The 26,017-nt window shown below is 72.4% G+C and carries 19 protein-coding genes; 7 read left to right on the forward strand and 12 right to left on the reverse strand.

The annotated features are described in order from the left end of the window. Position 1 precedes the first annotated feature (1 nt). The 10 genes from ACLJPL_RS23275 to pabB all read right to left on the reverse strand — a co-directional run bounded on the left by ACLJPL_RS23275 (position 2) and on the right by pabB (position 13,443). On the reverse strand, positions 2–2,221 hold the full coding sequence (locus tag ACLJPL_RS23275; RefSeq protein WP_411082840.1) for a hypothetical protein: 2,220 nt from the start codon (positions 2,219–2,221) through the stop codon (positions 2–4). Positions 2,222–2,318: 97 nt separating this feature from the next. After that, positions 2,319–3,554: an MFS transporter gene (locus ACLJPL_RS23280; protein WP_411082841.1), complete on the reverse strand. Its 1,236-nt coding sequence runs from the start codon at positions 3,552–3,554 to the stop codon at positions 2,319–2,321. After that, on the reverse strand, positions 3,548–5,125 hold the full coding sequence (locus ACLJPL_RS23285; RefSeq protein WP_411082842.1) for a phenylacetate--CoA ligase family protein: 1,578 nt from the start codon (positions 5,123–5,125) through the stop codon (positions 3,548–3,550). The genes ACLJPL_RS23280 and ACLJPL_RS23285 overlap by 7 nt, the downstream gene beginning before the upstream one ends. Further along, positions 5,118–6,551, reverse strand: coding sequence for a M20/M25/M40 family metallo-hydrolase (locus tag ACLJPL_RS23290; RefSeq protein ID WP_411082843.1), 1,434 nt, complete (start codon positions 6,549–6,551; stop codon positions 5,118–5,120). Before ACLJPL_RS23290 ends, ACLJPL_RS23285 begins: the two co-directional genes overlap by 8 nt. Next, positions 6,548–7,381 (reverse strand): dihydropteroate synthase, encoded by an 834-nt coding sequence (gene folP, locus ACLJPL_RS23295; RefSeq protein ID WP_411082844.1) that lies wholly within the window; start codon positions 7,379–7,381, stop codon positions 6,548–6,550. The genes ACLJPL_RS23290 and folP overlap by 4 nt, the downstream gene beginning before the upstream one ends. A 7-nt stretch (positions 7,382–7,388) precedes the next feature. Then, positions 7,389–8,756, reverse strand: coding sequence for a hypothetical protein (locus ACLJPL_RS23300; protein ID WP_411082845.1), 1,368 nt, complete (start codon positions 8,754–8,756; stop codon positions 7,389–7,391). A 19-nt stretch (positions 8,757–8,775) separates the two neighbouring features. Next, positions 8,776–9,111 carry a hypothetical protein gene (locus tag ACLJPL_RS23305; RefSeq protein ID WP_411082846.1) on the reverse strand — a complete coding sequence of 112 codons (336 nt, stop codon included), beginning with the start codon at positions 9,109–9,111 and terminating at the stop codon, positions 8,776–8,778. Positions 9,112–9,187: 76 nt separating this feature from the next. After that, a complete protein-coding gene (gene hemW, locus ACLJPL_RS23310) occupies positions 9,188–10,462 on the reverse strand; it encodes a radical SAM family heme chaperone HemW (RefSeq protein WP_411082847.1) in 1,275 nt (424 codons plus the stop codon). Beyond that, the gene (locus ACLJPL_RS23315) at positions 10,450–11,184 is read right to left on the reverse strand and encodes a 4Fe-4S binding protein (protein WP_411082848.1); all 735 of its coding nucleotides are present in this window, start codon (positions 11,182–11,184) and stop codon (positions 10,450–10,452) included. Before ACLJPL_RS23315 ends, hemW begins: the two co-directional genes overlap by 13 nt. A 90-nt stretch (positions 11,185–11,274) precedes the next feature. Next, complete coding sequence (gene pabB / locus ACLJPL_RS23320; protein ID WP_411082849.1) at positions 11,275–13,443, reverse strand: aminodeoxychorismate synthase component I; 2,169 nt, start codon at positions 13,441–13,443, stop codon at positions 11,275–11,277. A gap of 197 nt (positions 13,444–13,640) precedes the next feature. On the opposite strand from pabB, the gene ACLJPL_RS23325 reads away from it, so the two are divergent. From ACLJPL_RS23325 to ACLJPL_RS23350, 6 genes are all read left to right on the forward strand, one after another. Further along, positions 13,641–14,975, forward strand: coding sequence for a radical SAM protein (locus ACLJPL_RS23325; RefSeq protein WP_411082850.1), 1,335 nt, complete (start codon positions 13,641–13,643; stop codon positions 14,973–14,975). A 250-nt stretch (positions 14,976–15,225) separates the two neighbouring features. Then, positions 15,226–15,987 (forward strand): DeoR/GlpR family DNA-binding transcription regulator, encoded by a 762-nt coding sequence (locus ACLJPL_RS23330; RefSeq protein ID WP_411082851.1) that lies wholly within the window; start codon positions 15,226–15,228, stop codon positions 15,985–15,987. A 197-nt stretch (positions 15,988–16,184) separates the two neighbouring features. Continuing rightward, on the forward strand, positions 16,185–17,555 hold the full coding sequence (locus tag ACLJPL_RS23335; protein ID WP_411082852.1) for an ABC transporter substrate-binding protein: 1,371 nt from the start codon (positions 16,185–16,187) through the stop codon (positions 17,553–17,555). Further along, positions 17,552–18,514: a carbohydrate ABC transporter permease gene (locus ACLJPL_RS23340; RefSeq protein WP_411082853.1), complete on the forward strand. Its 963-nt coding sequence runs from the start codon at positions 17,552–17,554 to the stop codon at positions 18,512–18,514. The genes ACLJPL_RS23335 and ACLJPL_RS23340 overlap by 4 nt, the downstream gene beginning before the upstream one ends. Continuing rightward, entirely contained in the window at positions 18,511–19,398 is an 888-nt protein-coding gene (locus ACLJPL_RS23345) for a carbohydrate ABC transporter permease (protein ID WP_411082854.1), read from the forward strand. Before ACLJPL_RS23340 ends, ACLJPL_RS23345 begins: the two co-directional genes overlap by 4 nt. Beyond that, entirely contained in the window at positions 19,395–20,384 is a 990-nt protein-coding gene (locus ACLJPL_RS23350) for a zinc-dependent alcohol dehydrogenase family protein (protein WP_411082855.1), read from the forward strand. Before ACLJPL_RS23345 ends, ACLJPL_RS23350 begins: the two co-directional genes overlap by 4 nt. 174 nt (positions 20,385–20,558) lie before the next feature. On the opposite strand, the gene ACLJPL_RS23355 is transcribed toward ACLJPL_RS23350, so the two are convergent. After that, positions 20,559–22,748 (reverse strand): discoidin domain-containing protein, encoded by a 2,190-nt coding sequence (locus ACLJPL_RS23355; protein ID WP_411082856.1) that lies wholly within the window; start codon positions 22,746–22,748, stop codon positions 20,559–20,561. A gap of 355 nt (positions 22,749–23,103) precedes the next feature. On the opposite strand from ACLJPL_RS23355, the gene ACLJPL_RS23360 reads away from it, so the two are divergent. Beyond that, positions 23,104–24,837, forward strand: a complete 1,734-nt coding sequence (locus ACLJPL_RS23360) for a discoidin domain-containing protein (protein WP_411082857.1) — start codon at positions 23,104–23,106, stop codon at positions 24,835–24,837. 58 nt (positions 24,838–24,895) lie between these two features. Here the strand turns inward: ACLJPL_RS23360 and ACLJPL_RS23365 are convergent, their stop codons facing one another. Continuing rightward, positions 24,896–25,849, reverse strand: a complete 954-nt coding sequence (locus ACLJPL_RS23365) for a DUF3048 domain-containing protein (protein WP_411082858.1) — start codon at positions 25,847–25,849, stop codon at positions 24,896–24,898. Positions 25,850–26,017 lie beyond the last annotated feature (168 nt).

Consider the following 26,017-nt stretch of genomic DNA (forward strand, 5'->3'; position numbering starts at 1 on the left):
TTCAGTCCTCCAGCGGTGCGGGCAGCGGCCGGCACACGCCGATACCGAGCGATTCCCGCGCGTCGTCGTCCACCTCATGGAGCTGGCGCTCCGTCCAGCAGCCGGACAGCCTCTCCTTGAGACGGGCGATGAGCCCCTCGTCGGTGGTGCAGCCGGGACAGCCCGGAACCGCCCAGACGGAGCCGTCCGTTCCTCGGACGAGGGGCTCCTCCCCGACCCATCCGACAGCCGTGGCGGGCCCGCCCCCGGGGATGTGCCATCGCGCCACGACGCGGGGGACGTCGTCGGACATCCGCAGCGACACGACGGCCACGTCCCCCGAACGGGCCGCGGCCACCCACTGGGAGCCGTCGTCCGACAGACGGGAGGCGGTGATGTCGGAGGCGAACAGCCGGATCCTGACGGCTTTTCGCGACGGCGGCTCCACGACGGCGTACCCGCCGTCCGCCCGCACGCCGCCGTCCGCGTTCTCCGTTCCGTTCCCCGTACGCAGGGAGCCGGCCGTGCCGGTGGTCCGCGGCCCCTCCGGCATCCGCCACAACGTGGCGTTGTTGTGCCCGTAGCAACCCACCACGTCTCCGGACGGGGGCAGCACCAGACGGTAGAGCCGGGGCACGTCCCGGCACACCACACCCAGCTCGCCGCCGTCCGACAGCCGCACCACGCGGGCCCGCTGGTCCGAGCCGCCCACCACGACCCTGCCGTGGTCCAGCAGGCTGACCGCGCCGACGCGTTCGGGCGCGGCGACACCGGTGGGGGCGGGGGGCCGGCCGGGGCGCATCTCCCACAACTGGCGGTCGGCGCCCGCGTACACCGCGTACACCTGGTCGCGTCCCACCGCGCCGGCGTGGACGAGAGGAGCGTCAACGTCCGCACGGGCCAGCACCTTCCCCGTCAGCGCGTCCACCAGCCGGTACCGCCCGGGCTTCACGGCCACCAGCGCTCGAACGCCGCCGTCGGTGGTCGCCTCCAGGGACAACAACATCTCGTAGTGGTCCCCGACCGTCCGGAAGTCCTCGTCGTCGGGTGTGCCGACCGCCAGCCGGTCCCCGCGCCCGACGACCATGGTGTCGTTCCCCGCCAGCCGCAGGCTCGCTTCCCCGTCTTCCGCGTGCCCCAGTCGGCGCACCTTCCGGGACGACAGGTCGACGACGGCGGTCCCCTCCTTTCCCACCGCGACGACCGTACGGCCGTGGGCCGCGGCCGCGATGTCCGCGTACCCGGGGCCCAGGCGCACCCGCCAGAGCATCTCGCCCTCGCGGATGCCGTACAGACCGACGCTGTAGGTGTCGTCCGACGCGTCGTGGATGAGCACGGCCGCCTGTTCGCCGTTCGGCAGCGGCGCCAGCCCGGCGTACCGCGTCGGTTCGCCCTCGGCGAGAGACGGCATCGGCTCGCCCAGCGACCACGGCACGGACAGCAGTGAGGCCAGCGTCCGGCGGGCCAGCGCCTTCTGGTCCGCGTTGCCGCGCAGGAGCAGTTGCGCGGCCTGCAGGGACGACCACTCGGGCATCTCGCGTGCGCTCGCCGGATCACCGAAGGAGACCAGGGCGTTGAAGTCCGTGCCCTTGGCCTTCAGGAGCCGGGGCAGCGACACGGCGACGATGAGCGCCATCACGGCCACCAGGACCGTGCCGGCGACACGTCGCCGCGTCCGCCAGGTACGGGCCCTGTGCGTGCTCCGGTACGACGTCTCGACGAAGTCGGCGACCGGGCCCCCGGTGTCGATGCCGCCGTCCGCCCGCAGCCTGGTCAGCAACTCGCGGGCTTCGGCGGCTCGTCGGTGGTCGCCGATGAGGCGGTCCGGGCTCCGCCTCCCGCGCTCCCACGCCTCGGCCTCCGCCCGGAGGTCGCGCAGCGCACGCACCAGCCCGGGGTCGCTGAGGACGGCGGCGAGCACGGTGCCGTACGCGGTGGCGGGTGAATCCGCTTGGAAGGAGACCCAGTTGACCGGCCTGAGGTGCTCGGGCGCACGCTTGCTGGCGACGCGGTCGATCCGCATCGGCACCAGCCGCGCCCCGCGATACCGCTCGACCTTCGCCAGCCACTGAGGATCGTCCACGGCGGCTTCGGAGATCAGGATGACCACCGCGTCCGCCGACGCCTGATCCGTCCGGGAGATCCCCGCGGCCGAGAGGGACTCCCGCAGAGACCGTTCGATCGCCGCGTCCGCGTCCGCCGCCACCACGCTGACGCTGAGCGCCGGTCTGTTGACTGCCATGCCCCATTACAGCCCGACTGCGCTGCCTGCGGCGGCAGATCACGACTTTCCCCCTTCGGCCGAAACCGGCCGGCGCGCGCGGGAGCGGTCGCGCGGCCTACCCCTCCTTCCGCAGCCCCCGGTCCGGCCGCAGCAGATACGCTAGGACGGCCGCCAGGCCGGTCATGCCCGCCGCCAGGGTGAAGCCGAGCGCGGGCGCGGTGCTCGCCACCAGGATGCCCGCGCCGGCCGCCGCAGCCGCGGAACCCGCCTGCCCCAGGGAATTGAGCCAGGCGAAGGACTCGGTGATGACCGCGCGCGGTGCGGCCCGGGCCGTCTCGGTGAACTGCATGGTCATGATCGGCCCGATGAGCAGCCCGCCCGCCGCGAACAGCGCGGCCAGCGCGAGCGGGTGGGCGGTGTGCGAGGCGAGCGCCCAGGCGGCGGTCAGGAGTGCCAGGGCCGCCACCAACTGGACGGAGACGCCGCCCGGCAGGCGTACCGCCCCGTACAGCAGCCCGCCGGCCGCGCTGCCCACGGAGAGGGCGGCGAGCAGCCAGCCGCTGTGCGCGGGCGTACCGAGCTCGCCCGCGAAGCCGAGGGCCGCGACCTCGACGGCCGCGAGGGAGCCGGTCGCGAGGAAGGCCACCGGGAGGCGGGCGCGGACCGCCGGCACCCGCAGGGCCCCCGTCCAGTGGCGCGGCCCGGCCGGAGCCGGGCCGAGCGCCCGTACCTCCGGCCGGGTGGCCAGGCCCGCACAGCCGATCAGGGTGCATACGGCGGACAGGCCGAGGCAGGCTTCGGGAGGCACCAGCCCGACCAGGGCCGCCAGCAGCCCGGGGCCGATGATGAAGACCAGGTCCATCACCACGGTCTCCCAGGCGAAGGCCGCCGCCTTCAGCTCCTCGTCGTCCTCGAGCACCCGGTCCCACAGGGTCCGCATGACCGGCGCCACGGGAGGCAGCAGCGCCCCGACCGCGAAGGTCGCCGGAAGCAGGAACGCCCCCGGCAGGTCGCTCGCCGTGACGCCGAACAGGACCGCCATGGCGACGAGTTGCGCGAGCCCGGTCGTCAGCAGGACCCGTGCCGCGCCCCGCCGGTCCACGAGCCGTCCGCGCAGCGGGCCGCTGACCCCGGCGCCGACCGCGTAGCTCCCGGCCGCCGCGCCCGCCAGGGCGTAGGAGTGGCCGGCGGCGGTGACCGCGAGCATCACGGCGAGGACGTTCATGCCGCTCGGCACCCGGGCCACCAGCCCGTAGACGACCACGGCGGCCACTCCGGGGCGCGTGAACAGCCGGCGGTAGCGCGAGTGCCGGGGAGTGGGCGGGCGGCGAGGGCCTTGCGAGGTCAGCACGGAGCGGCCTCTCCCGTTCCCGCCGCGTCCGCAGCCGTCTCGCCCGTTCCCGCAGCGTCCGCGGCCGTTTCTCCCGTTCCCGCAGCGTCCTGGGCGGCCTCATCCCTTCCTGCCGCCTCCGTGGCGGCCTCATCCGTCCCCGCCGTTCCCGCCGCGAGCGGTACGAAGCGCTTGAACTTGCCGTGCTCGGAGAGCGGGAAGTGGTCGACCCGGCGGACCGTGACGCGCGGCTCGTCCAGCCCCGGGCGGCGCAGCAGCTCCGTGACGGTGCGCCGCAGGGCCTCCAGGTCGGGGGTGTCCGGGGCCGTGGCATTCGCGGCCCGTACGTCGATGTCGGCCCCGTCCGGCGTCTGGCGGACCTGGTACTCGGCGATCTCCTGCTCGTGGTCGACCAACGCCATCCGGAACGTGTACACCGGGATCTCGACGCCGCCGGGATAGCCGAAGCTCGCATGGCCCAGCCGGCCCCGCCCGGCGTCCGGACCCGCCATCCGGCGGCCCGTCCACGGGCCGGGGTCCGGCTCGTCGAGGAGGGTGATCTCGTCGTCCAGTTCGTAACGGATCAGCGGCAGCAGCTGGTTGATCACATTGGTCAGCAGGACCCGGTCGGAGCGCACCCCCGCAGGTACGGGCCGGTACGCCGCGTCGACGGGCTCCAGTACGGCGTTCTCCTCCACCAGGTAGAGGCCCTCGACGCCCGGATGGGTGTGGGCCATCGTGCCGCTCTCGCTCGACGCGTAGTAGTCGATCAGCGGGGCGTCGAAGGACGCCTCGATGGCCGCCGCCACGGCCGGCCGCAGCGGCTCACCGGCCACCCCCAGGGCGTCGGGGGCGATATGGAGATCGCCCGCGTCGGCCGCCTGGGCCAGCTGGTGCAGCAGAGAGGGGTAGGCGAGCAGGAACGTGGGCCGGAACGCGTTGAGCCGTTCGACCGTCTCGGCCAGGGGCAGTGAGACGGGCAGCTCGATGTACGTCTCCGGGGGCTCGAAGGTGACCCGCCCGGCCCGGCTCATCCGTGTGGGCAGACTGGTCATGAGGTAGGCCCAGCGGTTCTCCTTCGCCCAGCCCCGGTGGCGCGTCAGCCACGCGAAGCTGCGGATGTCGGCGAGCCGGACCTCCAGCCAGCCGGGGAAGTCCCACGCGAAGACGGCCCGGGTGCCGCTGGTGCCGCTGGTCTCGACCAGGTGGTAGTGGTCCAGGAGGTAGGCGGGGCCGCTCTCCTCGATACGGCGCAGATGCGCGGTGGCCAGGTCCAGGGTGAGCCGGGGGTCGGTGACGATGGAGTCCCAGTTCTCCATCAGGTCGGCCTTGGTCATGGTGGGGATCTCGGTGAGGTCGTCCCCGGTGATCTGCTCGGGGTCGATGTGCCGCAGCCGATTCGCGTGCCAGGGCGAGCGCTCCTTCGCGGTGCGCAGGAGCGCCCGCAACCGCTCGTCGCGCAGGGCGAGTCGGGCGGCGTCCGGCCAGGTGAGCTGGTCGACGGCGGAGTCGAGGCGGCGGGCGAAGGCCCGTACGTGACGCTGCCGGTCCTTCTCGTAGTCCTCGGTCAGCGGTACGGGGGAGTCAGCCATCGGCCGGGTCCTCTCGGGGCGTGAACTCCACGGCGACCTGGGCCCACAGCTCGCTCATCAGCCGCAGCGAACCCTGGTCGACGCGCTCGTCGACGCCGTGGAACATCGTGAAGTAGTCGTCGCAGGGGATGTGTTCGGTGAAGAGCCCGTAGCCGTAGCAGACCGATCCGGTGGGCCTGACATGCCGGGCGTCGGTGGTGGCCGAGCTGATCGCCGGTACGATCCGCCCGCCAGGAGCCAGCCGGGCGGTGACGGTCTCCAGCGCGTCCCACAGCGGCGTCCGGCGCGCGGACCTGCTGCCGGGCCGCCACCCCCCGAACACCGGCCGCACCCCGTGGACGCCGCTCAGGGCGTCGCCGACCAGGGCCTCGACCTCCTCGCGGGTCTGCCCGGGCATCACCCGGATGTCGAGGGAGATCTCGACCCGGTCCGGCACCACGTTGGGCTTGGTGCCCCCGTGGATCGTGTTGGGCGAGACGGTCATCCGGGTCACGGCGTGGAAGTGCCGGGCCAGGCCGAGCGGAATCTCCTCCAGGGCCTGGTCGAACGCGCTCGCGTCCAGCAACCGCCGCCGCAGCTCGCCGTGGTGGCCGAGCCCGTCGACGTACTCCCGCCAGGTGTCGTCCAGTTGGAGTGCGGGAGCCAGGTGCGACAGCCGTCCCAGCACCTCGGCGGCCCGGACGACGGCGTTGTCCGTGCGGTAGGGGAAGGCCCCGTGGCCGCTGGTCCCCCCGACGACCAGGGTGCAGGGGTAGGCGCCCTTCTCGCCGACGAAGCACTCCAGTGCGGCGATCCCGTCCGGGGTGGGGATCGGGAACCCGCCGGACTCCGTGATCACCGAGCGGTCCCGGAACAGCTCGGGCCGGTTCCGGGAGAGCCAGCCCGCGCCCCAGTGGCCGCCCGCCTCCTCGTCCGCGACGGCCAGCAGCGTCAGATCGCGGCCGGGACGGAACCCCGAGAGGGCCAGGTGCTTGAGGGCGACGGCCATGGTGGAGGTGATGCCCAGCATGTCGACCGCGCCGCGCCCCCAGACGACCCCGTCCACCAGCTCGGCGGCGAACGGGTCCCGGGTCCAGCCGTCGGGGCTCGCCGGGACCACGTCGAGATGGCCCAGCAGGGTGAGGCCGCCGCTCGCCCCGCCGGAGCCCGGGAGGGTCGCGACGAGCGAGCCGCGCCCCGGGTGGGGTTCGACGATCTCCAGGCGGAGGCCGCTGCCGGAGAGGTAGTCCGCGAGCAGTTCGGCGCTCCTCAGCTCCTGCCCGGAGTCGGGGGTGCCGTCGTTGACGCAGCCGTGCCGGATGAGCCGCCGCAGCAGCGAGGTGGCCTCGGCGGTCATGGCGTCCGGGTCGAGCGGAACGACGGCCGTCGCCGGGCGGGCCCCCGCACCGGAAGGCGCGGCGGGCGAAAGGCCCGTGGACCGGGTCAACGTACCGCCCCCACCAGCGCCGCCGGCACGAGCGGGTTCGTCGCGGCGTCCAGCGCCCCGGGCACGGCAGCCGGGAGCAGCGCCCGGGACACCTGCACGGCGTCGTACGTCTCGGCCACGTCGTGCACGCGCACCGCGCCCGCGCCGAGCTGGGCGGCGGCGCACACGGCGGCGAGCGAGCCCGGCAGCCGCTGGGCGGGGGTGTCCCGGCCCGTCAGCTGCCCCACCATCGTCTTGCGGCTGACCCCGACCAGGACCGGGTGCCCGAAGGCGGCGAGCCGGGGGATGGCCCGGAACAGCGCCACGTTGTGGGCGAGCGTCTTGCCGAAGCCGAACCCGGGGTCGATCCACACCGTGGACGCCCCGGCGGCGAGGGCCTCCTCCGCCGTACGGAGCAGGAACCGGGAGACCTCCGCCACCACGTCCCCGTACACCGGCCCCTCCTGCATGGTGCCGGGAGTGCCCCGCATGTGCATCGCCACGTACCCGACGCCGAGTTCCCCCGCCACCGGGCCGAGGGAGCCGGAGACGTCGTTGACGATGGACGCCCCCGCCGCGACGGCGGCGCGGGCCACCGCCGCCTTGCGCGTGTCGACGGAGACCCGGCCGTGGAGCGCCAACTCCCGTACGACGTCGAGGATCCGGTCGCGTTCGACGGCGGCCGGGGTCTCCTCCGCGCCGGGCCGGGTGGACTCCCCGCCGACGTCGACGATGTCGGCGCCCGCCGCGAACATGGCGAGGCCGGCCTCGACCGCCTGGTCGGCGGAGCCGAGCCGGCCTCCGTCGTGGAAGGAGTCCGGGGTGACGTTGAGCACGCCCATGATCTGCATACTGGGTTCAATCCTCCCTGGTAGCTGAGCGGTTGTGGTGCGGATCCGCGCCCGGAGCCGTGAGGTCCGGCACGGCGGTCACGGTGTCCAGGGGGCCGCTCACCCCGTTGTGGCGGGCGAATCCGTGATCGCCCGAGCCAGAGCCCGAGCCCGAGCCCGAGCCCGAGCCAGGGCCAGGGCCAGGGCCAGGGCCAGGGCCAGGGCCTTTGCCCGCCGTCGTGCCCGCCTCCGAGTTCGTTGCCACCCCCGTGCCTGCCGAGGAGCCCGTCCCCGTGCCCGCCGCCGCCCGGGCCGCGAGCTCCCGGTCGAGCGCGCGGACCGCCTCCTCGGCGACGGCCAGGGCGCGCACGATCAGGTCGTCGGTGAGATAGCGGTGGGCGGCGGCCGTGACCGTGCCGTCGATCCACAGCGGCTCGCGCTGCCCCGTCGTCGTCAGCCAGGTCAACAGCGGCTCCCCGGCCAGGAGGTCGGCCGGAGCGCCCGCCCGGCGGGCCAGGACGGCGCGGGCGTGCCCGCCGACCACCAGGACCCGCAGGTCGAAGCGGTGGGCCCGGCCCTCCCGGGAGGTGCGGCGCAGCTCCATCCAGGGCTGCGCGATCCGGTCGGATCCCGGCTCCGGCGCGCCCGCCCCGGCGGCCGAGGCCCGCAGCTCCGCGACGGCATGCCGCTCGACGCCGTTGCCGGCCGCGCCGACCCTCGGCTTCAGCACGGCGTACCCGCTGTCGGTGCCGGTGCGCAGCAGCTTGTCGAGGGGGACGCAGGGGACCACGGGCACGGCCGCCCTCGCCAGGACGCGCGCGGTGGTGAGCTTGTCGCCGCAGACCCTCCTGGCTCCGGGCGCGTTGACGATCTCCGTGCCCGGGCCCCCGGAGACGCCGGGCAGCCGGTCGAAGACGACCGTACGGGCGTTGCCGCGTTTGGCGAGGAAGACGTCGGCGGCGGGCCGGTCGGCCAGGGCGGCGTCCACCCCCCGGGCCCGCAGCCCGGTCAGCAGCGCGGACAGGTCCCCGAGGGCCGTCGCGGAGCGTTCGAAGTCCCCGACGAGCCGGGAGGCCGGCGCGACGGTGACCGGTGCGGTGGCCGCTCCCGGCGGATCCAGGCGGAAGCACTCGGGCAGGGTGATCAGGCACGGGTCCTTCCCGGCGCGGGCCGCGAGGGCGTCGGCCAGCGCCTCCATGACGGGCGGGCGGCCATCGGGCCCGGCGGGCTCGCGGAGCACGCCGGGGTGGTCGTTGACTTCCAGGACGAGGACGTCGCCGCCGGCGGTGACGACGACGTCGACTCCGGCGAGCAGCAGCCGGGGCGCGGTCGGGAGCTCCGGGGAGCCCGGCGGCGTGAGGCCGCCGGGCTCCCCGGAGCGGGTGCGGTGTGTCATCCGGGACGGGTATCCGGTGCTACCGGGCGCCCTGGTCGGCCAGCGCGCCCTGGTCGGCCAGCGCGGCCGCCGCGGCACGGCGCGGCTGCGCCGGCCGTTCGGCGACCGGGTTGTCCGCGAGGATGTCGGCCCACAGGGTGCGCAGGTCCGCCAGACGCGGGGCGAGCAGGGACAGCGAGCTGCCCTTCACGATGTCGACGATCGCGATCGTCTCCCCCTGGGAGAGGTCGATCCCGCTGCCCTGGAGGGCCCGGAAGGGGTCGCGCGAGAGGTCGCCGAGGAACCCTTGCGGGTCCTTCCGGGCGATCTCCAGCACCGCCTCGATCTTTTTGAGCGAGAAGATTACGGTTGCCATGATTCTGCTTCCTAACTGTCGCCGTGGACCGGCGACCGATGGGTCGAATGCCCGGCCGGGGGAACCGGCGGGCCCTCTAGCTGAACTGACTGGCCGTCAGGCGCTTCATCACCTCCGTCGCGTACCGGACGCCCGGCTCGGTGAGCCGGAGCAGGGATCCTTCGCCCCGCACGAGGTCGAGGTCCGTCAGCTCGCGCAGGACGGCCTCGACGCTGTCCAGGTCGATGCCGGCCCGGCGGGCCAGCGCCTCCGGGTCGACGCTGAGCATGCACAGGCCCATGGCGAGGTCCCGCTCAAGCGTCTGCCGGGGAGTCATTTCCACCGAACGGCCCACCGGCCGGCGCCCGTTGTCCGTGTCGCGGTGGTAGGCGGCGTGCACGGTGTGGTTCTCCCACAGCTGCCGGTGGTTGCGGCTGTAGGCGCCGGGGCCGAAGCCGAGGTAGTCGGAGCCGTCCCACGTGGTGATGACGTAGCGGCACTCGAAGCCCGGTTCGGCGAACTCGGTGAGCGAGTACCGGGGCAGGCCCGCGGCGGTGAAGGTCTCCACCGCGTGGGCGCGCATCTCGTCGATGACGTCCGCGTGGGGCTGCGGGGGCACCTCGCCCGACTTGATCAGCCGGGCCATCACCTCGTCCGGGAACAGGATCATCTGGTACGCCGACAGATGCTTCACCCCGAGGTCCAGGCAGCGCTGCACGGTCTCGCGCCACATCGCCATGGTCTGGCCGGGCAGCCCGTACATGATGTCGACGTGCAGGTTCTCGATCCCGGCGGTGTGCACCGCCTCGGCCATCGCGATCGCCTGCGCCGCGTCGTGGGAGCGGTTGAGGGACTTCAGCAGCGGGTCCTGGAACGCCTGGATGCCGATGGACACCCGGTTCACCCCGGCGTCCTTGGCGATCCGCAGGTCCTTTGCCGTCTTGGTGCCCGGCTCCGACTCCAGGGTGACCTCGGTGTCCTCGCGGAGCCCGAACTCCTCGCGCATGCGCCGTACGAACAGCGCGATCGCGTCGTTGGGCAGCAGCGACGCGGTGCCGCCGCCGAGGTACACCGAGTGCAGGGCCGCGGCGGACAGGTCGTCGGTGGCTACCACCGTGTCGAGTTCGCGCCACAGCCGCGGGATGAAGCCGTCGAGCGAGTCACGCCGCAGCCGTTTGCGCTCGAAGGTGCAGAACGTGCAGATCTTCTTGCAGAAGGGGACGTGCAGATAGACGGAGTAGCGCCGCCACCGCTGGGGATCGGGCTGCACCCCCCGGTCCCACAGCGCCTTCGGCGGATGGTGGAAGACGTAGCCGCCGTCGTCGCGCAGCGCATCGGGTTCCTGGGGCTTGTCTATGGTCAGCGTTTCCATGCCAGCAGCCTCTCCACGGGTGTTCCGATAGGGCAGTCGTCGATGCACATGCGGCATTCGATGTAGGTCTTGTCGGTCAGCGCCTCGGCCCGGCTCCGGGGGTCCCACGGGGCGGCCACCACCTTCTGGCAGCGCGAGCGGTGGAAGACGTCCACGTCCAGCGCGTCCACGGGGCACGAGCGGAAGCAGTTGCCGCACTGCACGCAGACGTCGGTCAGCACGAGCGGGCTCTCGGTGAGCGGGGCGTCCACCAGCAGGGCGTGGATCTGGAGCCAGGACCCGTACTCCGGATGCATCAGGAGGTTGTTCCAGCCCCGGTTGCCGATCCCCGCGTACTCGCCGACCTCGACCATCGACACGCCCTGGGCGGTGAGTTCGGGCAGATCCTCGGTCGCGACCCCGGTACGGCGCAGGTCCCGGCGGATCGCGTCGGCGGCGCGCAGCAGCACGTAGTTGGCGAGCAGGGAGCGGTACTCGCCGTGGTGGTGCCAGACCCACAGCCCCTCGTCGGTGATCGGCACGGCGTAGCAGAACACGCTCCAACCGACGTACGGGCGTAGGGCCTCGGTGGTCTCCTCGGGCACCAGGGCCAGGTGCTCGTCGGTGAAGACGAACGACCCGTGCACCGCGTCGGGGATGGCGCGGACCAGCTCGCCGGTGATCCGGGCGGCCAGGTCCGGCGGGGGAGCGGTGGCCAGGCCGCCGAGGACGCCGCCGGTCACCGGGCGGACCCGCGCGACGCGGTGTGGGCAGGGCGTGACATGTGTCTCCTCGGGTCGCGGGTGCGGGTGCGGGAGCGGGGGAGGGGGCGGTCAGGCGGGTGCGTCCACGGGCAGGGGGCGGGCGGGCGACCAGGTCTCGGCGGCGGCCACGGCACGCAGCAGCGGCGCGGCCTTGAGGACGGTCTCGGCGTACTCGGTCTCCGGATCGGACTCCCACAGCACGGCCCCGCCGGTCCCCACCGACAGCCGGCCGTCGTGGGCGACCCCGGTCCGGATGGCCACCGACAGATCGCACGCGCCGTCCGCCCCGAACCAGCCGATGGCCCCGGAGTAGACGCCGCGCGCCCCGGGCTCGATCCGGTCCAGCAGCTCCATCGTGCGCACCTTGGGCGCCCCGGTCATGGAGCCGGGCGGAAAGGCCGCGCGCACGCAGTCCACCGGGCCCAGCCCCGGCCGCAGCACCCCCTCCACCGTCGAGACCAGGTGGTGGACCGTCCGATAGGTCTCCACCGCCATCAGCGAGGGGACCTCGACGCTGCCCGTGGCGCAGACCCGGCCGAGGTCGTTGCGGAGCAGGTCGACGATCATCAGGTTCTCCGCGCGGTCCTTGCGGCTGGTACGGAGCGCCTCGGCCCGCCCGGCGTCCTCGGCCGGGTCGCCGGCCCGGGCCGCCGTCCCCTTGATGGGCTTGGCCTGCACCCGGCCGTCCCGCCCGACTCGCAGGAACCGCTCCGGCGACGAGCTGAGCACCGCCAGTCCACCGAAGCGCAGATAGGCGGCGTACGGGGCCGGGTTGACCCGGCGCAGCGTCCGATAGAGCGTCAGCGGGTCGACGTCGGTGCGGGTCTCGACCCGGTTGGTCAGACAGATCTCATAGCTCTCACCGTCACGCAACCACTCCTTGCACCGGGCGATGTCGGCCAGGTACGCGTCACGGTCCCGGGCCCAGCGCGGGGTGTGGCGGGCCTCCTCCGGGAAGAGCGTGAGGGCGTCCCCGCCGGTGACGGGACCCACCGGCGGGGGCGGCGCGGCGTCGGCCACCTCGCGTTCGGCCTCCGCCAGCCACCGCCGCGCGACGGCTTCCGCGCCGGGCTCCGCGAGGGCCACCGCGTACACCTCGCGGCGTACGTGGTCGAAGGCGAACATCCGGTCCACGAAGAGCAGGGCCGCGTCCGGCAGCGGGGAGCGGTGGACGGGAGCGGGGGTTCCGGCGCAGTCGGCGCGCAGTTCGTACCCCAGGTAGCCGACGAAGCCGCCCAGCAGATCGAAGGGGAGCCCGGCGGGGGCGGCGGCCCGCAGCCGCTCCAGCTCCAGCCGCAGATGGTTCAGCAGGTCGCCCCGGTCGGCCCCGGCTCCGTGCGGGCCGCGGGTGCGCAGGGTCCCGGTGGCGACCTCGTAACGCAGTTCGTGGGAGAGCGGGCCGTCCGGGGCCCCCAGGTAGGAGAACCGGGAGGCGTCCGGTGAGGCCGGTCCGCCGCCACCGCTGTCGCCGCCGGTGTCGCTGCTGTCGAGCCAGAAGGCGTGCGACCGGTCGGCGTAGAGGGCGGTGAACACCGTCTCGGGGGCGGTCCAGCCGGGCAGCTTGCGGGTCAGGACCCGCAGACCGGCGGGGGCGGGCGCTTCGGCCGCCGGCCCGGGTTCGGGAGGGCGGCACGGGCGTGCGGGGCGGGCCCGCCTCCGTAACGGGGTGAGGTCGCGGAAATTGGTCAGTAGCCGGCGGCCGTATTCGGTGGCAATGGATTCCGGATGAAATTGGACGCCCCAGTGCGGCCGGTCGGTGCGCGCTATCGCCATGACCGACCCGTCCTCGGTCCACGCGGTGCGGCGCAGGTACGGCGGAAAGGGAGGGACCGCGAGCAGCGAGTGATAGCGGACCGCGCCGAACCCCTGCGGAATGCCGGCGAGGATTCCCGATCCGTCGTGCGCCACGGACGCCACCTCCCCGTGCGCGGGCCGCCCGGCCCGCTCCACCCGGGCTCCCGCCTCCCGGGCCAGGGCCTGATGACCGAGACACACGCCGAGGACGGGCACGCCGGAGCCGCGCAGAATCTCCCGGCAGGGACCGTGATCACACTGGTCGGCGGGGTGTCCGGGGCCGGGGCCCAGCACCACGTTGTCGAAGTCCGACCGGGCGGGCCAGCGGTCCGCCGCCGTGTCGTCGGAGACGACGACGGGCTCCTCGCCGTTGATCTCCGCCAGTAACTGGAACAGGTTGTACGTGTACGAGTCGTGATGGTCGACCAGCAGGGTGCGTACCACCGCGGAATCCCCCCATTCCTCACCGGGTCACGAGGGATCGTGCCACCGGCGGATATCGGGAGGGGAGGTGGCCGCGGATGATTTCACACTGGGCAATACGGGTGAAACAAAGCGGTGGCGTAGGCTGGTGATTCTGATTCGCCAGACCCGCCCGGGAGTGCGCAGCGGGGGCGGGGGGACAACGGAGGTTCGCACACATGCCGAGCAGCAGCCGTACGGCACTGGTCGAGGACCTGATGGGGCGTTTCCCGGAGGTGCCCCGGGAGGCCGTCATCAAGGAAGACCTGCTGCGCGGAGGCATGGCCTTCGACGAGTCCGCGCTGAGCGGATCGGTGGGCGGCGCGACCGGCGATGTGAAGCCGAAGTCGTACTTCATCTTCTCCTTCGACCACCGCACCCTGCCCGAGCTCGGAGCCGCCGCGCTCAACCGGCCGCCCGAGGAGGTCGTGCTCACCGGAGGCCCCTACGGACTGCGCCGCACGGTCGTGTCGGTGCGGGTCAACCCCGACTCCCCGTACGTCGTGCGGGGCGGCGAGGACGGGGCGCTCGGCCTCTACCTGGACGGGGCGCGGATCGCGGACGTCGGGCTGCCGCCGATGCCGGAGTACTACCGCCACCAGCTGTCCAACGGGAAGTCGGTGATGGAGGTCGCCCCGACCATCCAGTGGGGCTATCTCATCTACCTGACGGTCTTCCGGGTCTGCCAGTACTTCGGCGCCAAGGAGGAGTGCCAGTTCTGCGACATCAACCACAACTGGCGCCAGCACAAGGCGGCCGGCCGCCCCTACACCGGAGTCAAGCCGGTGGAGGAGGTGCTGGAGGCCCTGGAGATCATCGACCGGTACGACACCGCCGGCGTCTCCCGCGCCTACACCCTCACCGGCGGCTCCATCACCTCCCAGGTCGCCGGACGCGACGAGGCCGACTTCTACGGGCACTACGCGAAGGCCATCGAGGAGCGCTTCCCCGGCCGCTGGACCGGCAAGGTGGTGGCCCAGGCCCTGCCCCGCGCGGACGTGCAGCGCTTCCACGACTACGGGATCCGGATCTACCACCCCAACTTCGAGGTGTGGGACCGCCGGCTGTTCGAACTGCACTGCCCCGGCAAGGAGCGTTACGTCGGCCGCGACGAGTGGCACCGCCGCATCCTGGACTCGGCCGAGGTGTTCGGGCCGCGCAACGTCATCCCCAACTTCGTCGCCGGCATCGAGATGGCCGAGCCCTTCGGCTTCACGAAGGTGAGCGAGGCCATCGACTCGACCACCGAGGGCCTGCGGTTCTTCATGTCGAACGGCGTCGTCCCGCGCTTCACGACCTGGTGCCCCGAGCCCACGACCCCGCTGGGCAAGGCCAACCCCCTGGGCGCGCCCCTCGAATACCACATCCGCCTCCTTCAGGCGTACCGGGCGACGCTGGAGGAGTTCGGGCTCAACTCCCCGCCCGGCTACGGCCCCGCCGGACCCGGCCGCGCCGTCTTCTCGGTGAGCTCCTTCATGGACAGCCTCGAAGGGCTGGAGGAGCCGGCCCACTGACGGCCCCCGGAGATCGGGCGCGATTCGGGCCCGTACGGGGGGCGAGCGGGCGCCGGACGCGCCCGGGACGCACGGCCCCACCGGTGTGACCAGCGGCTGCCCGCCCGGGGAAACGGGCACGAACGGGCACAGGGAATCCGGCGAAGAACCTGGTCGAGCGGTCGGCACTGCTTGTACAAACGACACATGGGCCCGAACGGACCGGGCCGCGACCCGAACAGTGCCACCGCAAGAACCAGGGATGTGTGTCGTGGACACCGACGAACGCCGCAGAGGAATTCTCGACCGCGCCCGCCGGGACGGGTCGGTCGAGGTGAACGCTCTCGCGGTCCAGTTCCAGGTGGCCAAGGAGACCGTCCGCCGCGATCTGCACGTGCTGGAGGAGCACGGCCTCGTCCGCCGGACCCACGGCGGCGCGTACCCGGTGGAGTCGGCCGGCTTCGAGACCACGCTCGCGGTGCGCACCACTCGTAACGTGCCGCAGAAGTCGCGGATCGCGGCAGCCGCCGCCGACCTGCTCGGCGACGCCGAGACGGTCTTCGTCGACGAGGGCTTCACCCCCCAGCTCGTCGCCGAGGCCCTCCCCAAGGACCGGCCGCTGACCGTGGTCACGGCCTCCCTGGCCGTCGCCACCGTCCTCGCGGACGCCGAGAAGGTCTCCGTACTGCTGCTCGGCGGCCGGGTGCGCGGCGGGACGATGGCCACCGTCGACCACTGGGCCACCCGGATGCTCGCCGGCTTCGTCATCGACCTGGCGTACGTCGGCGCCAACGGCATCTCCCGCGAGTACGGCCTCACCACCCCGGACCCCGCCGTCAGCGAGGTCAAGGCCCAGGCCATGCGGAGCTCCCGACGCCGGGTGTTCGCCGGGATCCACTCCAAGTTCGGCGCGGTGAGCTTCTGCCGGTTCGCCGGGGTCGGGGACTTCGAAGCGATCGTCACCGACGCCGGCCTCCCCTCGGCCGAGGCACAGCGCTACTCCCTCATGGGCCCCCAGGTCATCCGCGTCTGACCCGGCCCGCCTCCGCACCACCGCCCCCCTCCGCCGGGGCGCGGTCCGCCCTGCCCCCGCACGACCGGCGTCACCCCCTGTACGGCCTCGCGCCACCGCCACCGCCCGTCCCCGCACGACCAGCGCCACCCCGTGTACGACCTCGCGCCCCCCGCACGACCCGATCACCGAGCCGCTACGACTGATCAGGAGTCCCCATGCGCCATCACCCCCGCCGACGCCACCGACCACGCCGCCTGCCGCGCGCCGGCGCGGCGGCCGCGGCTCTCGCCCTCCTCGCCGCCGGCTGCGCCGGAGCGGGCGGGACCTCCTTCGGGGGCGGAGACGCGCTCAACGTACTGATGGTGAACAACCCGCAGATGGTCGAGCTCCAGAAGCTGACCCGGGCGCACTTCACCAAGGAGACCGGCATCACCGTCCACTTCACGGTGCTGCCCGAGAACGACGTCCGCGACAAGATCAGCCAGGACTTCTCCAACCAGGCCGGCCAGTACGACATCGCCACCATCAGCAACTTCGAGCTGCCGTTCTTCGCGCAGAACGGCTGGCTCCACCCGCTGGACCACTACGTGGACGGCGACCCCGGCTTCGACCAGCAGGACATCCTGCCGCCGCTGCGCGAGTCGCTGACCGCCGAGGACGGCAAGCTCTACGCCCAGCCCTTCTACGGCGAGTCGTCCTTCCTGATGTACCGCAAGGACGTCTTCGAGCGGGAAGGGCTCACCATGCCCGACCGGCCGACCTGGCAGCAGGTCGCGGAACTCGCCGCGAAGACCGACGGATCGCGGCGCGGGATGAAGGGCATCTGCCTGCGCGGGCTGCCCGGCTGGGGCGAGGTCATCGCCCCGCTCACCACCGTCGTCAACACCATGGGCGGCACCTGGTTCACCGAGGACTGGCAACCGCAGCTGACCTCACCGGAGTTCACGAAGGCGACCAAGTTCTACGTCGACCTGGTGCGCGAGCACGGAGAACTCGGCGCACCGCAGTCCGGATACGCCGAGTGCCTCAACAACATGACCCAGGGCAAGTCCGCCATGTGGTACGACGCCACCGCCGGCGCCGGATCGCTGGAGGCGAAGGGCTCCCCGGTGAAGGGCAGGATCGGCTACGTGCCGGCTCCCGTCGAGCGGACCAGGAGCTCCGGCTGGCTCTACACCTGGGCCTGGGGCATGCAGAACGCGACCAAGAAGGCGGACGACGCCTGGGATTTCATCTCCTGGGCGTCCGGCAAGGAGTACGAGGAACTGGTCGGGAGGACGAGCGGCTGGGCCAACGTGCCCGCCGGCAAACGCGCGTCCACGTACGCCCACCCCGACTACCGCAGGGAAGCAGGGGCGTTCGCCGACGTCACCGAACGCGCCATCTCCGAGGCCGACCCGAAGAACCCCGGCACCCAGCCGCGCCCCACAGCGGGCATCCAGTTCGTCGGCGTACCGGAGTTCACCGACCTGGGCACCAAGGTGGCGCAGGAGATCAGCGCCGCCATAGCGGGCCGCCAGTCGGTGGACGCCGCACTCGCCGCCTCCCAGAAGCTGGCCGAGAAGGTCGCGGAGGAGTACCGATGACCGACACCGCCGTCAGGCCGCCCGAGGCCCGCCCCGCCCCGCCCGCCAAGGGCCGCTCCGGCAGCAGAGCGCGGGCGTGGGCAACCCGCGCACCCCTCCTGCCCGCACTCGTCTTCCTGATCGTGATCACCCAACTGCCCTTCGTGGCAACGCTGGTGATCTCCTTCTTCGACTGGAACTCGCTCAAGCCGGACAAGCGCCACTTCACCGGCCTGTCCAACTACGCCTCCGTCTTCACCGACCCCGCCCTGCGCGAATCGGTCCTGACGACGGTCGTGCTCACCGCCTCCGTGGTGATCGTCAGCGTCGTCCTCGGCCTGGCCTTCGCCCTGCTGCTGGACCGCACGTTCTTCGGCCGGGGCGTCGTGCGGACCCTGCTCATCACCCCGTTCCTGATCGTGCCGGTCTCCGCCGCCCTGCTGTGGAAGCACGCGCTGTACAACCCCGAGTACGGGCTCTTCAACGGGCTGCTGACCTGGTTCGGGAACCTGTTCGGCATCGAGGGGATCGCCCAGCCGGAGTGGACGTCCCAGATGCCGCTGATCGCCGTGGAGGCGGCCCTGATCTGGCAGTGGACGCCGTTCATGATGCTGATCCTGCTGGCCGGGCTCCAGAGCCGTCCCGCCGAGATGATGGAGGCGGCCAGGCTGGACGGCGCGGGCCCCTGGCAGATGTTCCGCTTCCTGACCCTGCCGCATCTGCGCCGCTACCTCGAACTCGGCGTGCTGCTGGGGTCGGTGTACATCGTGCAGAACTTCGACGCCGTGTTCACCATCACCGCCGGCGGCCTCGGCACCGCCAACCTCCCGTACACCGTCTACGAGACCTTCTACCGGGCCCACGAATACGGACTGGCGTCCGCCGCGGGCGTGGTCGTGGTGATCGGCACCGTGATCATCGCGACCTTCGCGCTCCGGGTGGTCTCCTCCCTCTTCCGTGAGGAGGCGAGCCGCGCATGAGCGCCTCGACCGCGACACCGCCCCGCACCACCGCCGCGAAGGCCACCCGCCCGGCCGGCCGGGCCCGCAGGCGCTCCACCGCACTCGGCCTGACCGCCTGGGCCGTGGGCCTCGTCTTCTGCCTGCCGGCCCTGTGGATGGTGCTGACCTCCTTCCACGCGGAGGCCGACGCGGCGACCAACCCGCCCTCCCTCGCCGCCGCGCTCACGCTCGACGGCTACCGGACGTTCTTCGGCGGCGGGGGCGGACCGACCCCCTGGCCCCCGCTGGTCAACTCCCTCACGGCATCGCTGTTCTCGACCCTCCTGGTGCTCCTGCTGGCGCTGCCCGCCGCCTACGCGCTCGCCATCCGGCGGGTGCGCAAGTGGACGGACGTGATGTTCTTCTTCCTCTCCACCAAGATGCTGCCGGTGGTCGCGGGGCTCCTGCCGGTCTACCTGTTCGCGAAGAACACCGGGCTCCTGGACAACATCTGGCTGCTCGTCCTCCTCTACACCTCGATGAACCTGCCGATCGCCGTGTGGATGATGCAGTCCTTCCTCGCGGACGTCCCCGTCTCCGTCATCGAGGCGGCCCAGGTCGACGGGGCCCGGCTGCCCACCGTGCTGAGCCGGGTCGTCGCCCCCATCGCCGCCCCCGGCATCGCCGCCACGGCGCTGATCTGCTTCATCTTCAGCTGGAACGAGCTGTTGTTCGCCCGGGTGCTGACCGGTGTCGTCGCCGGTACCGCACCCGTCCACCTGACCACCTTCGTCACCAGCCAGGGCCTCTTCCTCGCCCAGCTGTGCGCGGCGTCGGTGGTCGTGTCCCTGCCGGTGCTCGCCGCCGGCTACGCCGCCCAGGACAAACTGGTCCAGGGCCTCTCCCTGGGAGCAGTCAAATGAGGGCAGCCATCGTCGAAGCCCCCGGCAAGGTGTCCGTCACCACGGTCGAGGACCCCGCGCCCGGCCGGCGTGACGTGATCGTGAAGGTGGCGTCCTGCGGTCTGTGCGGAACCGATCTGCACATCCTCCAGGGGGAGTTCGCCCCCACCCTGCCGATCGTTCCCGGCCATGAGTTCGCCGGCGAGATCGTCGCCGTGGGCGCGGACGTCACCGAGCTCGCCCTCGGCGACAAGGTGGCCGTGGACCCCTCCCTGCACTGCCACGAGTGCCGCTACTGCCGCTCGGGCCGGGGCAACCTCTGCGACAACTGGGCCGCGATCGGCGTCACCGTCCCCGGCGGGGCGGCCGAGTTCGCCCGCGCCCCGGTCGCCAACTGCGTCAAGCTGCCCGAACACGTCGACGTGCGGGACGCGGCCCTGATCGAACCGCTCTCCTGCGCGGTACGCGGCTACGACGTCCTGAAGGGCAACCTGGGCGCCGAGGTGCTGATCTACGGCTCCGGAACGATGGGCCTGATGATGCTGGAGCTGGCCAAACGCACGGGCGCGGCATCGGTCGACGTCCTCGACGTCAACCCGCAGCGCCTTCGGACCGCGACGCTTCTCGGCTGCACGGGAGCGGCCGCCCGGGCCGAGGAGCTCGACCGCCCGGGCGGCTGGGACGTGGTCGTCGACGCCACCGGCAACGCCGCGGCCATCCAGGACGGCCTGGGGCGGGTCGCCAAGGGCGGCACCTTCCTCCAGTTCGGGGTGGCCGACTACGCCGCCACCGCGGTCATCGAGCCGTACCGGATCTACAACCAGGAGATCACCATCACCGGCTCGATGGCGGTGCTGCACAGCTACGAGCGGGCCGCCGCGCTCTTCGCCGGCGGGGTGCTGGATCCGGCGGTCTTCATCAGCGACCGGCTGCCGCTGGAGCGGTACGCGCAGGCGATCGACCAGTTCAAGGCGGGCATCGGGCGGAAGATCGTGGTGCAGCCGTAGGGCGCGCTGCCGAGTGGCGGGCCGCTGAGGCCCGCCACTCGACGCTCGTGAGACGGATCCGCCGCGCGCTGCGGAGCGGTTGTCCGGCTCAGCGGTGCGCGGACTGCGCCACCGGGGTGAGCCGGTCCGGGCCGCCGGGCACCGGACCGGCTCACCGGTCTCACATCGCCGGGATCAGGGGAAGTTGACGACGGTCGAGGGGATCGTCGACGTTCCCGAGGTGGGGGAGCCGATGTTGTTGATCACGTGCTGGTACTGGCCGTTGCCGCCTAGGGAGACGACCAGCAGGTTGTGGAACTTCACGCCCGGTTTCACCGGTGCCTTGAAGCCGTGTTCCTGGACGATGGTCGGGTCGACGTTGTAGTAGCAGTAGCTGCCCATGCCCCAGCCCTCGTGCTGCTGGACCGAGTCGTCGACCCGGTAGGCCGCGTAGCCCTTCGTGCTGCCGTTCTGGATGGCGGCCTGATTGGGGGCGTCGTACGCCTTCTCGTTCTGGAAGAAGATCGTGCGGCCCCGTTCGCCGTACCACTCCACGTCGTACTTGTTGAAGTGCTCCACGAACAGCCCGGTGGCCAGGACGTCGTCGCCGTTGACGCGGACTCCGTAGTCGGCGCGGTTGGTCTCCCAGCCCCAGCCCTCGCCGTGGTCCGCCCGCCACACCCACGTGTGGTCGATGATCGTGTCGTCGCTGTTGACCACCAGGCTGGTGGTCGCCTTGCCGGGGCCCGCGCCGCCGATGCGGATGAACACGTCCTGCACGGTGGTGGGGTTGGCCGAGTGGTCGGCCGACGAGCCCTGCGGGCCGACCTCCAGCAGGGTGGGCGAGTTGACGGGACCGGCGTCGATGAGGAAGCCGGCCAGCTTCACCCCGTCGACGTCGGCGACCTTCATCGCGGTCACGCCGTTGTCCGGGATGATCGTCGCGAGGCCGAGACCCAGGACGACGGTGTCGGCGCGGTTCACGTTGATGGTCTGGTCGATGTGGTAGACCCCGGGCGTGAACAGCAGGTTGAGGCCCTGGGCGAGCGCCGCGTTGATCGTCGCCGCGGTCGCGCCCTGCTTGACGACGTAGAAGCGGTTCAGCGGGATGGACTCGCCCTGCTGGGTTCCACCGTCCCAGGAGACGCCGCGCGCGTTGACGCGCTTCGCCGGGACGAACACCTTGTACTCGTTGCCGTCGAGGTACAGGAACGGCTTCTCGCGGGAGATCGGAGTGGTGTCCAGCGTGGTGTACGGCGGGTTCGGGTAGCTCGTCGCGGGAGCGCCCTGGACGCCGGAGAACGTCATGTTCCAGACGGCGTTGGTCCAGCCGCCGACCGAGCTGTCGCGGGTGTACCACTGCTGCTGGGAGTACGGTCCCACGGTGCCGTCGATCTTGCTGTCGGCGATGTAGCCGCCGCTGGCCCAGCCGTAACCGTCCGGCGCGAGGTTGAGTCCGCCCTTGATGTGCATACGGCGGAAGGGCGCGGCCTGGGAGACCGCCCAGCGGTTGGTGCCGGAGACCGGGTTGAGGGTCAGGTTCTCCGCCGAGCGCCAGAAGTTCTGGGTGGCGTTGCCGTTGAACCAGCCCGCGTCGACCGTCACATCGCCGTTGAACGTGGTGTCGTTCGGGTGGAGCCCGAGGCCCGCGATCTGGGTGTAGAACCCGATCTGCGCGTTCAGGTTGTTGTACGTGCCGGGCTTGAAGAGCAGCGCGTGCCGGCCGTTGCCGAACTGCGCGGACTCCTGCTGCCGGAAGATCTCGTCGACCTTGCCCTGGATGTTCGGCGTGGACGGGTCGAAGACGTGGACGTTGGGTCCGAGGTCGCCGCCGCCGGGAATCTGCGGGCCGCCGCCGTCCCGCGTACCGAAGACCTTGAACTCCCAGAGCGAGTAGCCGTATCCGGTGGCGCGCTGGGTGCCGGTCAGGCGTACGTAACGGGCCTCGCCCGAGATGCTCAGCGTCTCGTTGCCGCCCTGGCCGGCGGTGGTGCTGTACGCGTCTCTCCAGGTGCTGCCGTTGGTGGAGAGCTCGATGCGGTAGCTCCGGGCGTACGCGGCCTCCCAGGCCAGCTCGACCCGGCTGAGGGCGGCCGGGGAGCCGAGGTCGATCCGTATCCACTGCGGGTCGGAGAACGCGCTGGACCAGCGGGTTCCGCTGTCGCCGTCGACCGCGTTGGCCGCGGCCGTGCCGCCGTTCTCCTGGCTGGAGGCGGTCACCGCGCTGCCCTGGGAGAGCAGGACGGGCGCCGCCTGCGCCGGGGTGGCCTGCGCCACGCCCAGCAGGGCCGCGACCAGGGCGGTCACCAGCGCGATGCCGAGACCGCGCCATCGGTGGAGTGCGGCCATCGGGGGCCGCGAGGGTCTGACGGGGGCAACTGACATGTCCTGATCTCCTGAACTGTCATGAGTGCGGGGGTGGAGACGGGGGCGGGTGCGAGCTCCTCCGGGAAGGAGAGAGCGCTCTCTCGGTACCGGAATGATTCTCCCGCGTTTCCGCCACGTCAAGAGTTGTGCACAGGATCGCCGCCTTCGGTCGTCGAAGGGGTGAGACGTTTCATCTCCTGAACGAGGAAGGGCAGTTGGCGTCCTCGCCGAAGTGGCGGGGTCGGCGTACGCCGGTCGACGCCCGCACCGACTGCCCCGCACCCACTTGACGGTTCGCGCGACTCCCGCCACGCTCCGCACTGCGGGGGAGCGCTCTCTCGGCCCTGACCCCGTCGCAGAGCAAGGAGTCCGTATGGATGCCCGTGGTACCCCACGGCTGCGAGGCGCCCTGGCCGTCATGGCCGCGGTGGCCCTTCTGTTCACTCTCTCGGTGGCCCTCGCCCCGGACCGGGCCCTCGCCGCGCCCGTCCTCGTCTCCCAGGGGAGACCGGCCACCGCCTCCAGCACCGAAGGCCCCTTCGCCGTCGCCAACGCCGTGGACGGCGATCCGGCGACACGCTGGTCCAGCGCCTTCACCGACGACCAGTGGATCCGTATCGACCTCGGCACGAGCACCGCGGTCGGCCAGGTCGTCCTCAACTGGGAGGCCGCGTACGCCAAGAGCTACCGGATCGAGCTGTCCGGCGACGGGCAGCAGTGGACGACGATCCACTCCACCACCACCGGCTCCGGCGGCGTCGAGACCCTGACCGTCTCGGGGACCGGCCGGTACATCCGGCTGCTCGGCGCCCAGCGCGCCACCCCGTGGGGCTACTCCCTCCACGAGTTCCAGGTCTACTCCGCCACCGGCGGCACCGGCCCCGGGGGCGACGTCCTGCTCTCGTACGGCAGGCCCGGGTCCGCCTCCACCTCGCAGCACGACGGCACGTGCTGGGAGTGCACCCCGGCCAAGGCTTTCGACCGCGACCCCGCGAGCCGCTGGGCCACCAGCCCCGAGGGCGGCTGGAGCGACCCCGGCTGGATCGCCGTCGACCTCGGCGCGCGCGCCGAGATCCACCGGGTGGTCCTCCAATGGGACCCGGCCCACGCCCGGGCCTACCGGATCGAGGTCTCCGACAACGGCGCCGACTGGAGGACGATCCACCAGACCGCCTCCGGCACCGGCTTCAAGGAGACGCTGAACGTCACCGGCTCCGGCCGGCACATCCGGCTGTACGCCACCCAGCGCAGCGGTCAATACGGCTACTCGCTCTGGGAGTTCCAGGTCTGGGGCACCGGCGGGGCCCCGATCCCCGCACCGCCGCCGCCCGCCGACCCCACGTACGACCGGCTGGTCTTCAGCGACGAGTTCAACGGCCCCGCCGGAGCCGCCCCCGACCCGGCCAAGTGGGTCCCGGAGACGGGCACCGGCCCCAACAACGAGCTGGAGTACTACACCAACAACAAGAACGCCGCACAGGACGGCAACGGCTCCCTCGTCCTGGAGGCCCGCCGCGAGCCGACCCCCGGCTCGTCCTGCCCGCGCGACCCGCTGAGCGGCAGCACCACCTGCCAGTACACCTCGGCGCGGCTCAACACCTACGGCAGGTTCCAGTTCACCTACGGCCGGGTCGAGGCGCGCATCAAGGTCTCCGGCACGCAGGGGCTCTGGCCCGCGTTCTGGATGCTCGGCGCGGACTACTTCGACAAGGGCCGCCCATGGCCCTACACCGGTGAGATCGACATCATGGAGCACGTCGGCAAGGAGCCCGCCACGACCTACTCGACGCTGCACGCACCCGCGTACAACGGCGCGGCCGGCTATGGAGCGCCCTACTCGCTGCCCGGCGGCGCGAACTTCGCCGACGCCTTCCACACCTTCGCCGTGGACTGGGACAGCAAGGGCATGACGTTCCGGGTCGACGGCCGGGTGACGCACCGGGTCGACAAGGAGGAGCTGGAGCGCACCCGGGGGCCCTGGGTGTTCGACCACGACTTCTTCCTGATCCTCAACAACGCGGTCGGCGGCGACTGGCCCGGTTCGCCGGACGCCACCACCCGCTTCCCGCAGAAGCTGAGCGTCGACTACGTCAAGGTCTGGCAGTAGCCCTTCCCCGACGCGCGGCCCGGGCCACCGCCGGCGGCCCGGGCCGCGCTGAGGGGGATCAGCGCGGCTCGTACACGATCCAGAGCGGCCCGGAGGCCAGGTCGATCCGCTCGCCGTCCGGTGTGGTGAACGCGGTGTCCGCGTCCGCGCCGGAGCGCGTCCACCGCGCCTCGTACGCCTTGCCGTCGCGCAGGACCAGCGCGGAACCCGAGCCCACGGTCTCGGTGAACGGCGTGTTGTTCCCGGACCGGTCGCCGTAGGTCGACGGGCGTACGGTGACGTCCTGCACGATCACCGTGGCGGCCCCGAGCGGCTCTCCCTCGCTCGTGCGGGCGGGGGTCCCGTCCAGGGCGACGAGCCATCTCTCGCGCTCGGCGGACCAGGTGAAGGCGGTGCGCGCGGACGGGAACCGGACCGTACGGCTGTCCTCGGCCCTCCCGCCGGGCGGCGGCGGGCCGAACCTCAGCCCCAGCGCCTCGACGGCTTCGGTCCCGGAGGCGGTGTACGGGATCCTCTCCGGCCGCAGATACAGATTGTGCGGGGCGGGCCGCTCGGACCCCCGGAAGTACGCCCGGGGCGCGACCGAGGGCGGTACGGCGTCGAGCGGCGCACGGTCGATGGCCGGGAGGAGCTTGCTCTGCGCCCCCGAGAAGGCGAGCGTCGGCCGGTCGAACTGGCGCAGCAGCTCCAGATCGGTCTCCCGCGCGCTGCGGACGGGGCCGATGACCGGCGGCAGGTCGGAGGAGTAGACGGCGAGGATCCGGCTGAGACCGGCCTCCACCTGCTCCACGTAGACGACGTCCGCCCGCTCCAGCCCGGTCTGCGGACGGGCCGGGGCCACGTTGTCGATCTTCACGGCGAGCACCTTCGCACCCGCCGCCGTGCCGGCCGGGTCGCTGCTGCGGGGCGCGCGCCCCGAACCGTCGCCACCGGTGCACCCGGCCCCGGCGACGATCAGGAGGAGCACGGCGAGCAGCGCCGCGGCGGACGTTCTCACTCCGGCTGCGGACATGGCGACCGCCCTTCCGGGGCAATCGGCCGGCCGCCCCGGCGGAACGCTGCCGCGTCGCTGCCCCTCATCCATCATCACGCGCCCGGACCGTTCACGGTTGCCTCCGGCGTCGGCGCGGCTCGAAACGGCGGTTGGCGGAGGTCTTGCTCCACGGCGTGCTCTCCCGTA

It is taken from the genome of Streptomyces sp. cmx-18-6 (assembly GCF_046548915.1).
In the GTDB taxonomy this organism is placed as follows: domain Bacteria; phylum Actinomycetota; class Actinomycetes; order Streptomycetales; family Streptomycetaceae; genus Streptomyces.

Bases quoted from the DNA above. Each gene is read 5' to 3' on its own strand.
- ACLJPL_RS23345 (WP_411082854.1), top strand. From the start codon at position 18,511: ATGAGCGCCTCGACCGCGACACCGCCCCGCACCACCGCCGCGAAGGCC.
- hemW (WP_411082847.1), bottom strand. From the start codon at position 10,462: ATGGAAACGCTGACCATAGACAAGCCCCAGGAACCCGATGCGCTGCGC.
- ACLJPL_RS23305 (WP_411082846.1), bottom strand. From the start codon at position 9,111: ATGGCAACCGTAATCTTCTCGCTCAAAAAGATCGAGGCGGTGCTGGAG.
- ACLJPL_RS23285 (WP_411082842.1), bottom strand. From the start codon at position 5,125: ATGGCTGACTCCCCCGTACCGCTGACCGAGGACTACGAGAAGGACCGG.
- ACLJPL_RS23275 (WP_411082840.1), bottom strand. From the start codon at position 2,221: ATGGCAGTCAACAGACCGGCGCTCAGCGTCAGCGTGGTGGCGGCGGAC.
- ACLJPL_RS23360 (WP_411082857.1), top strand. From the start codon at position 23,104: ATGGATGCCCGTGGTACCCCACGGCTGCGAGGCGCCCTGGCCGTCATG.
- ACLJPL_RS23355 (WP_411082856.1), bottom strand. From the start codon at position 22,748: ATGTCAGTTGCCCCCGTCAGACCCTCGCGGCCCCCGATGGCCGCACTC.
- ACLJPL_RS23365 (WP_411082858.1), bottom strand. From the start codon at position 25,849: ATGTCCGCAGCCGGAGTGAGAACGTCCGCCGCGGCGCTGCTCGCCGTG.
- ACLJPL_RS23335 (WP_411082852.1), top strand. From the start codon at position 16,185: ATGCGCCATCACCCCCGCCGACGCCACCGACCACGCCGCCTGCCGCGC.
- ACLJPL_RS23300 (WP_411082845.1), bottom strand. From the start codon at position 8,756: ATGACACACCGCACCCGCTCCGGGGAGCCCGGCGGCCTCACGCCGCCG.
- folP (WP_411082844.1), bottom strand. From the start codon at position 7,381: ATGCAGATCATGGGCGTGCTCAACGTCACCCCGGACTCCTTCCACGAC.
- ACLJPL_RS23350 (WP_411082855.1), top strand. From the start codon at position 19,395: ATGAGGGCAGCCATCGTCGAAGCCCCCGGCAAGGTGTCCGTCACCACG.
- ACLJPL_RS23325 (WP_411082850.1), top strand. From the start codon at position 13,641: ATGCCGAGCAGCAGCCGTACGGCACTGGTCGAGGACCTGATGGGGCGT.
- ACLJPL_RS23340 (WP_411082853.1), top strand. From the start codon at position 17,552: ATGACCGACACCGCCGTCAGGCCGCCCGAGGCCCGCCCCGCCCCGCCC.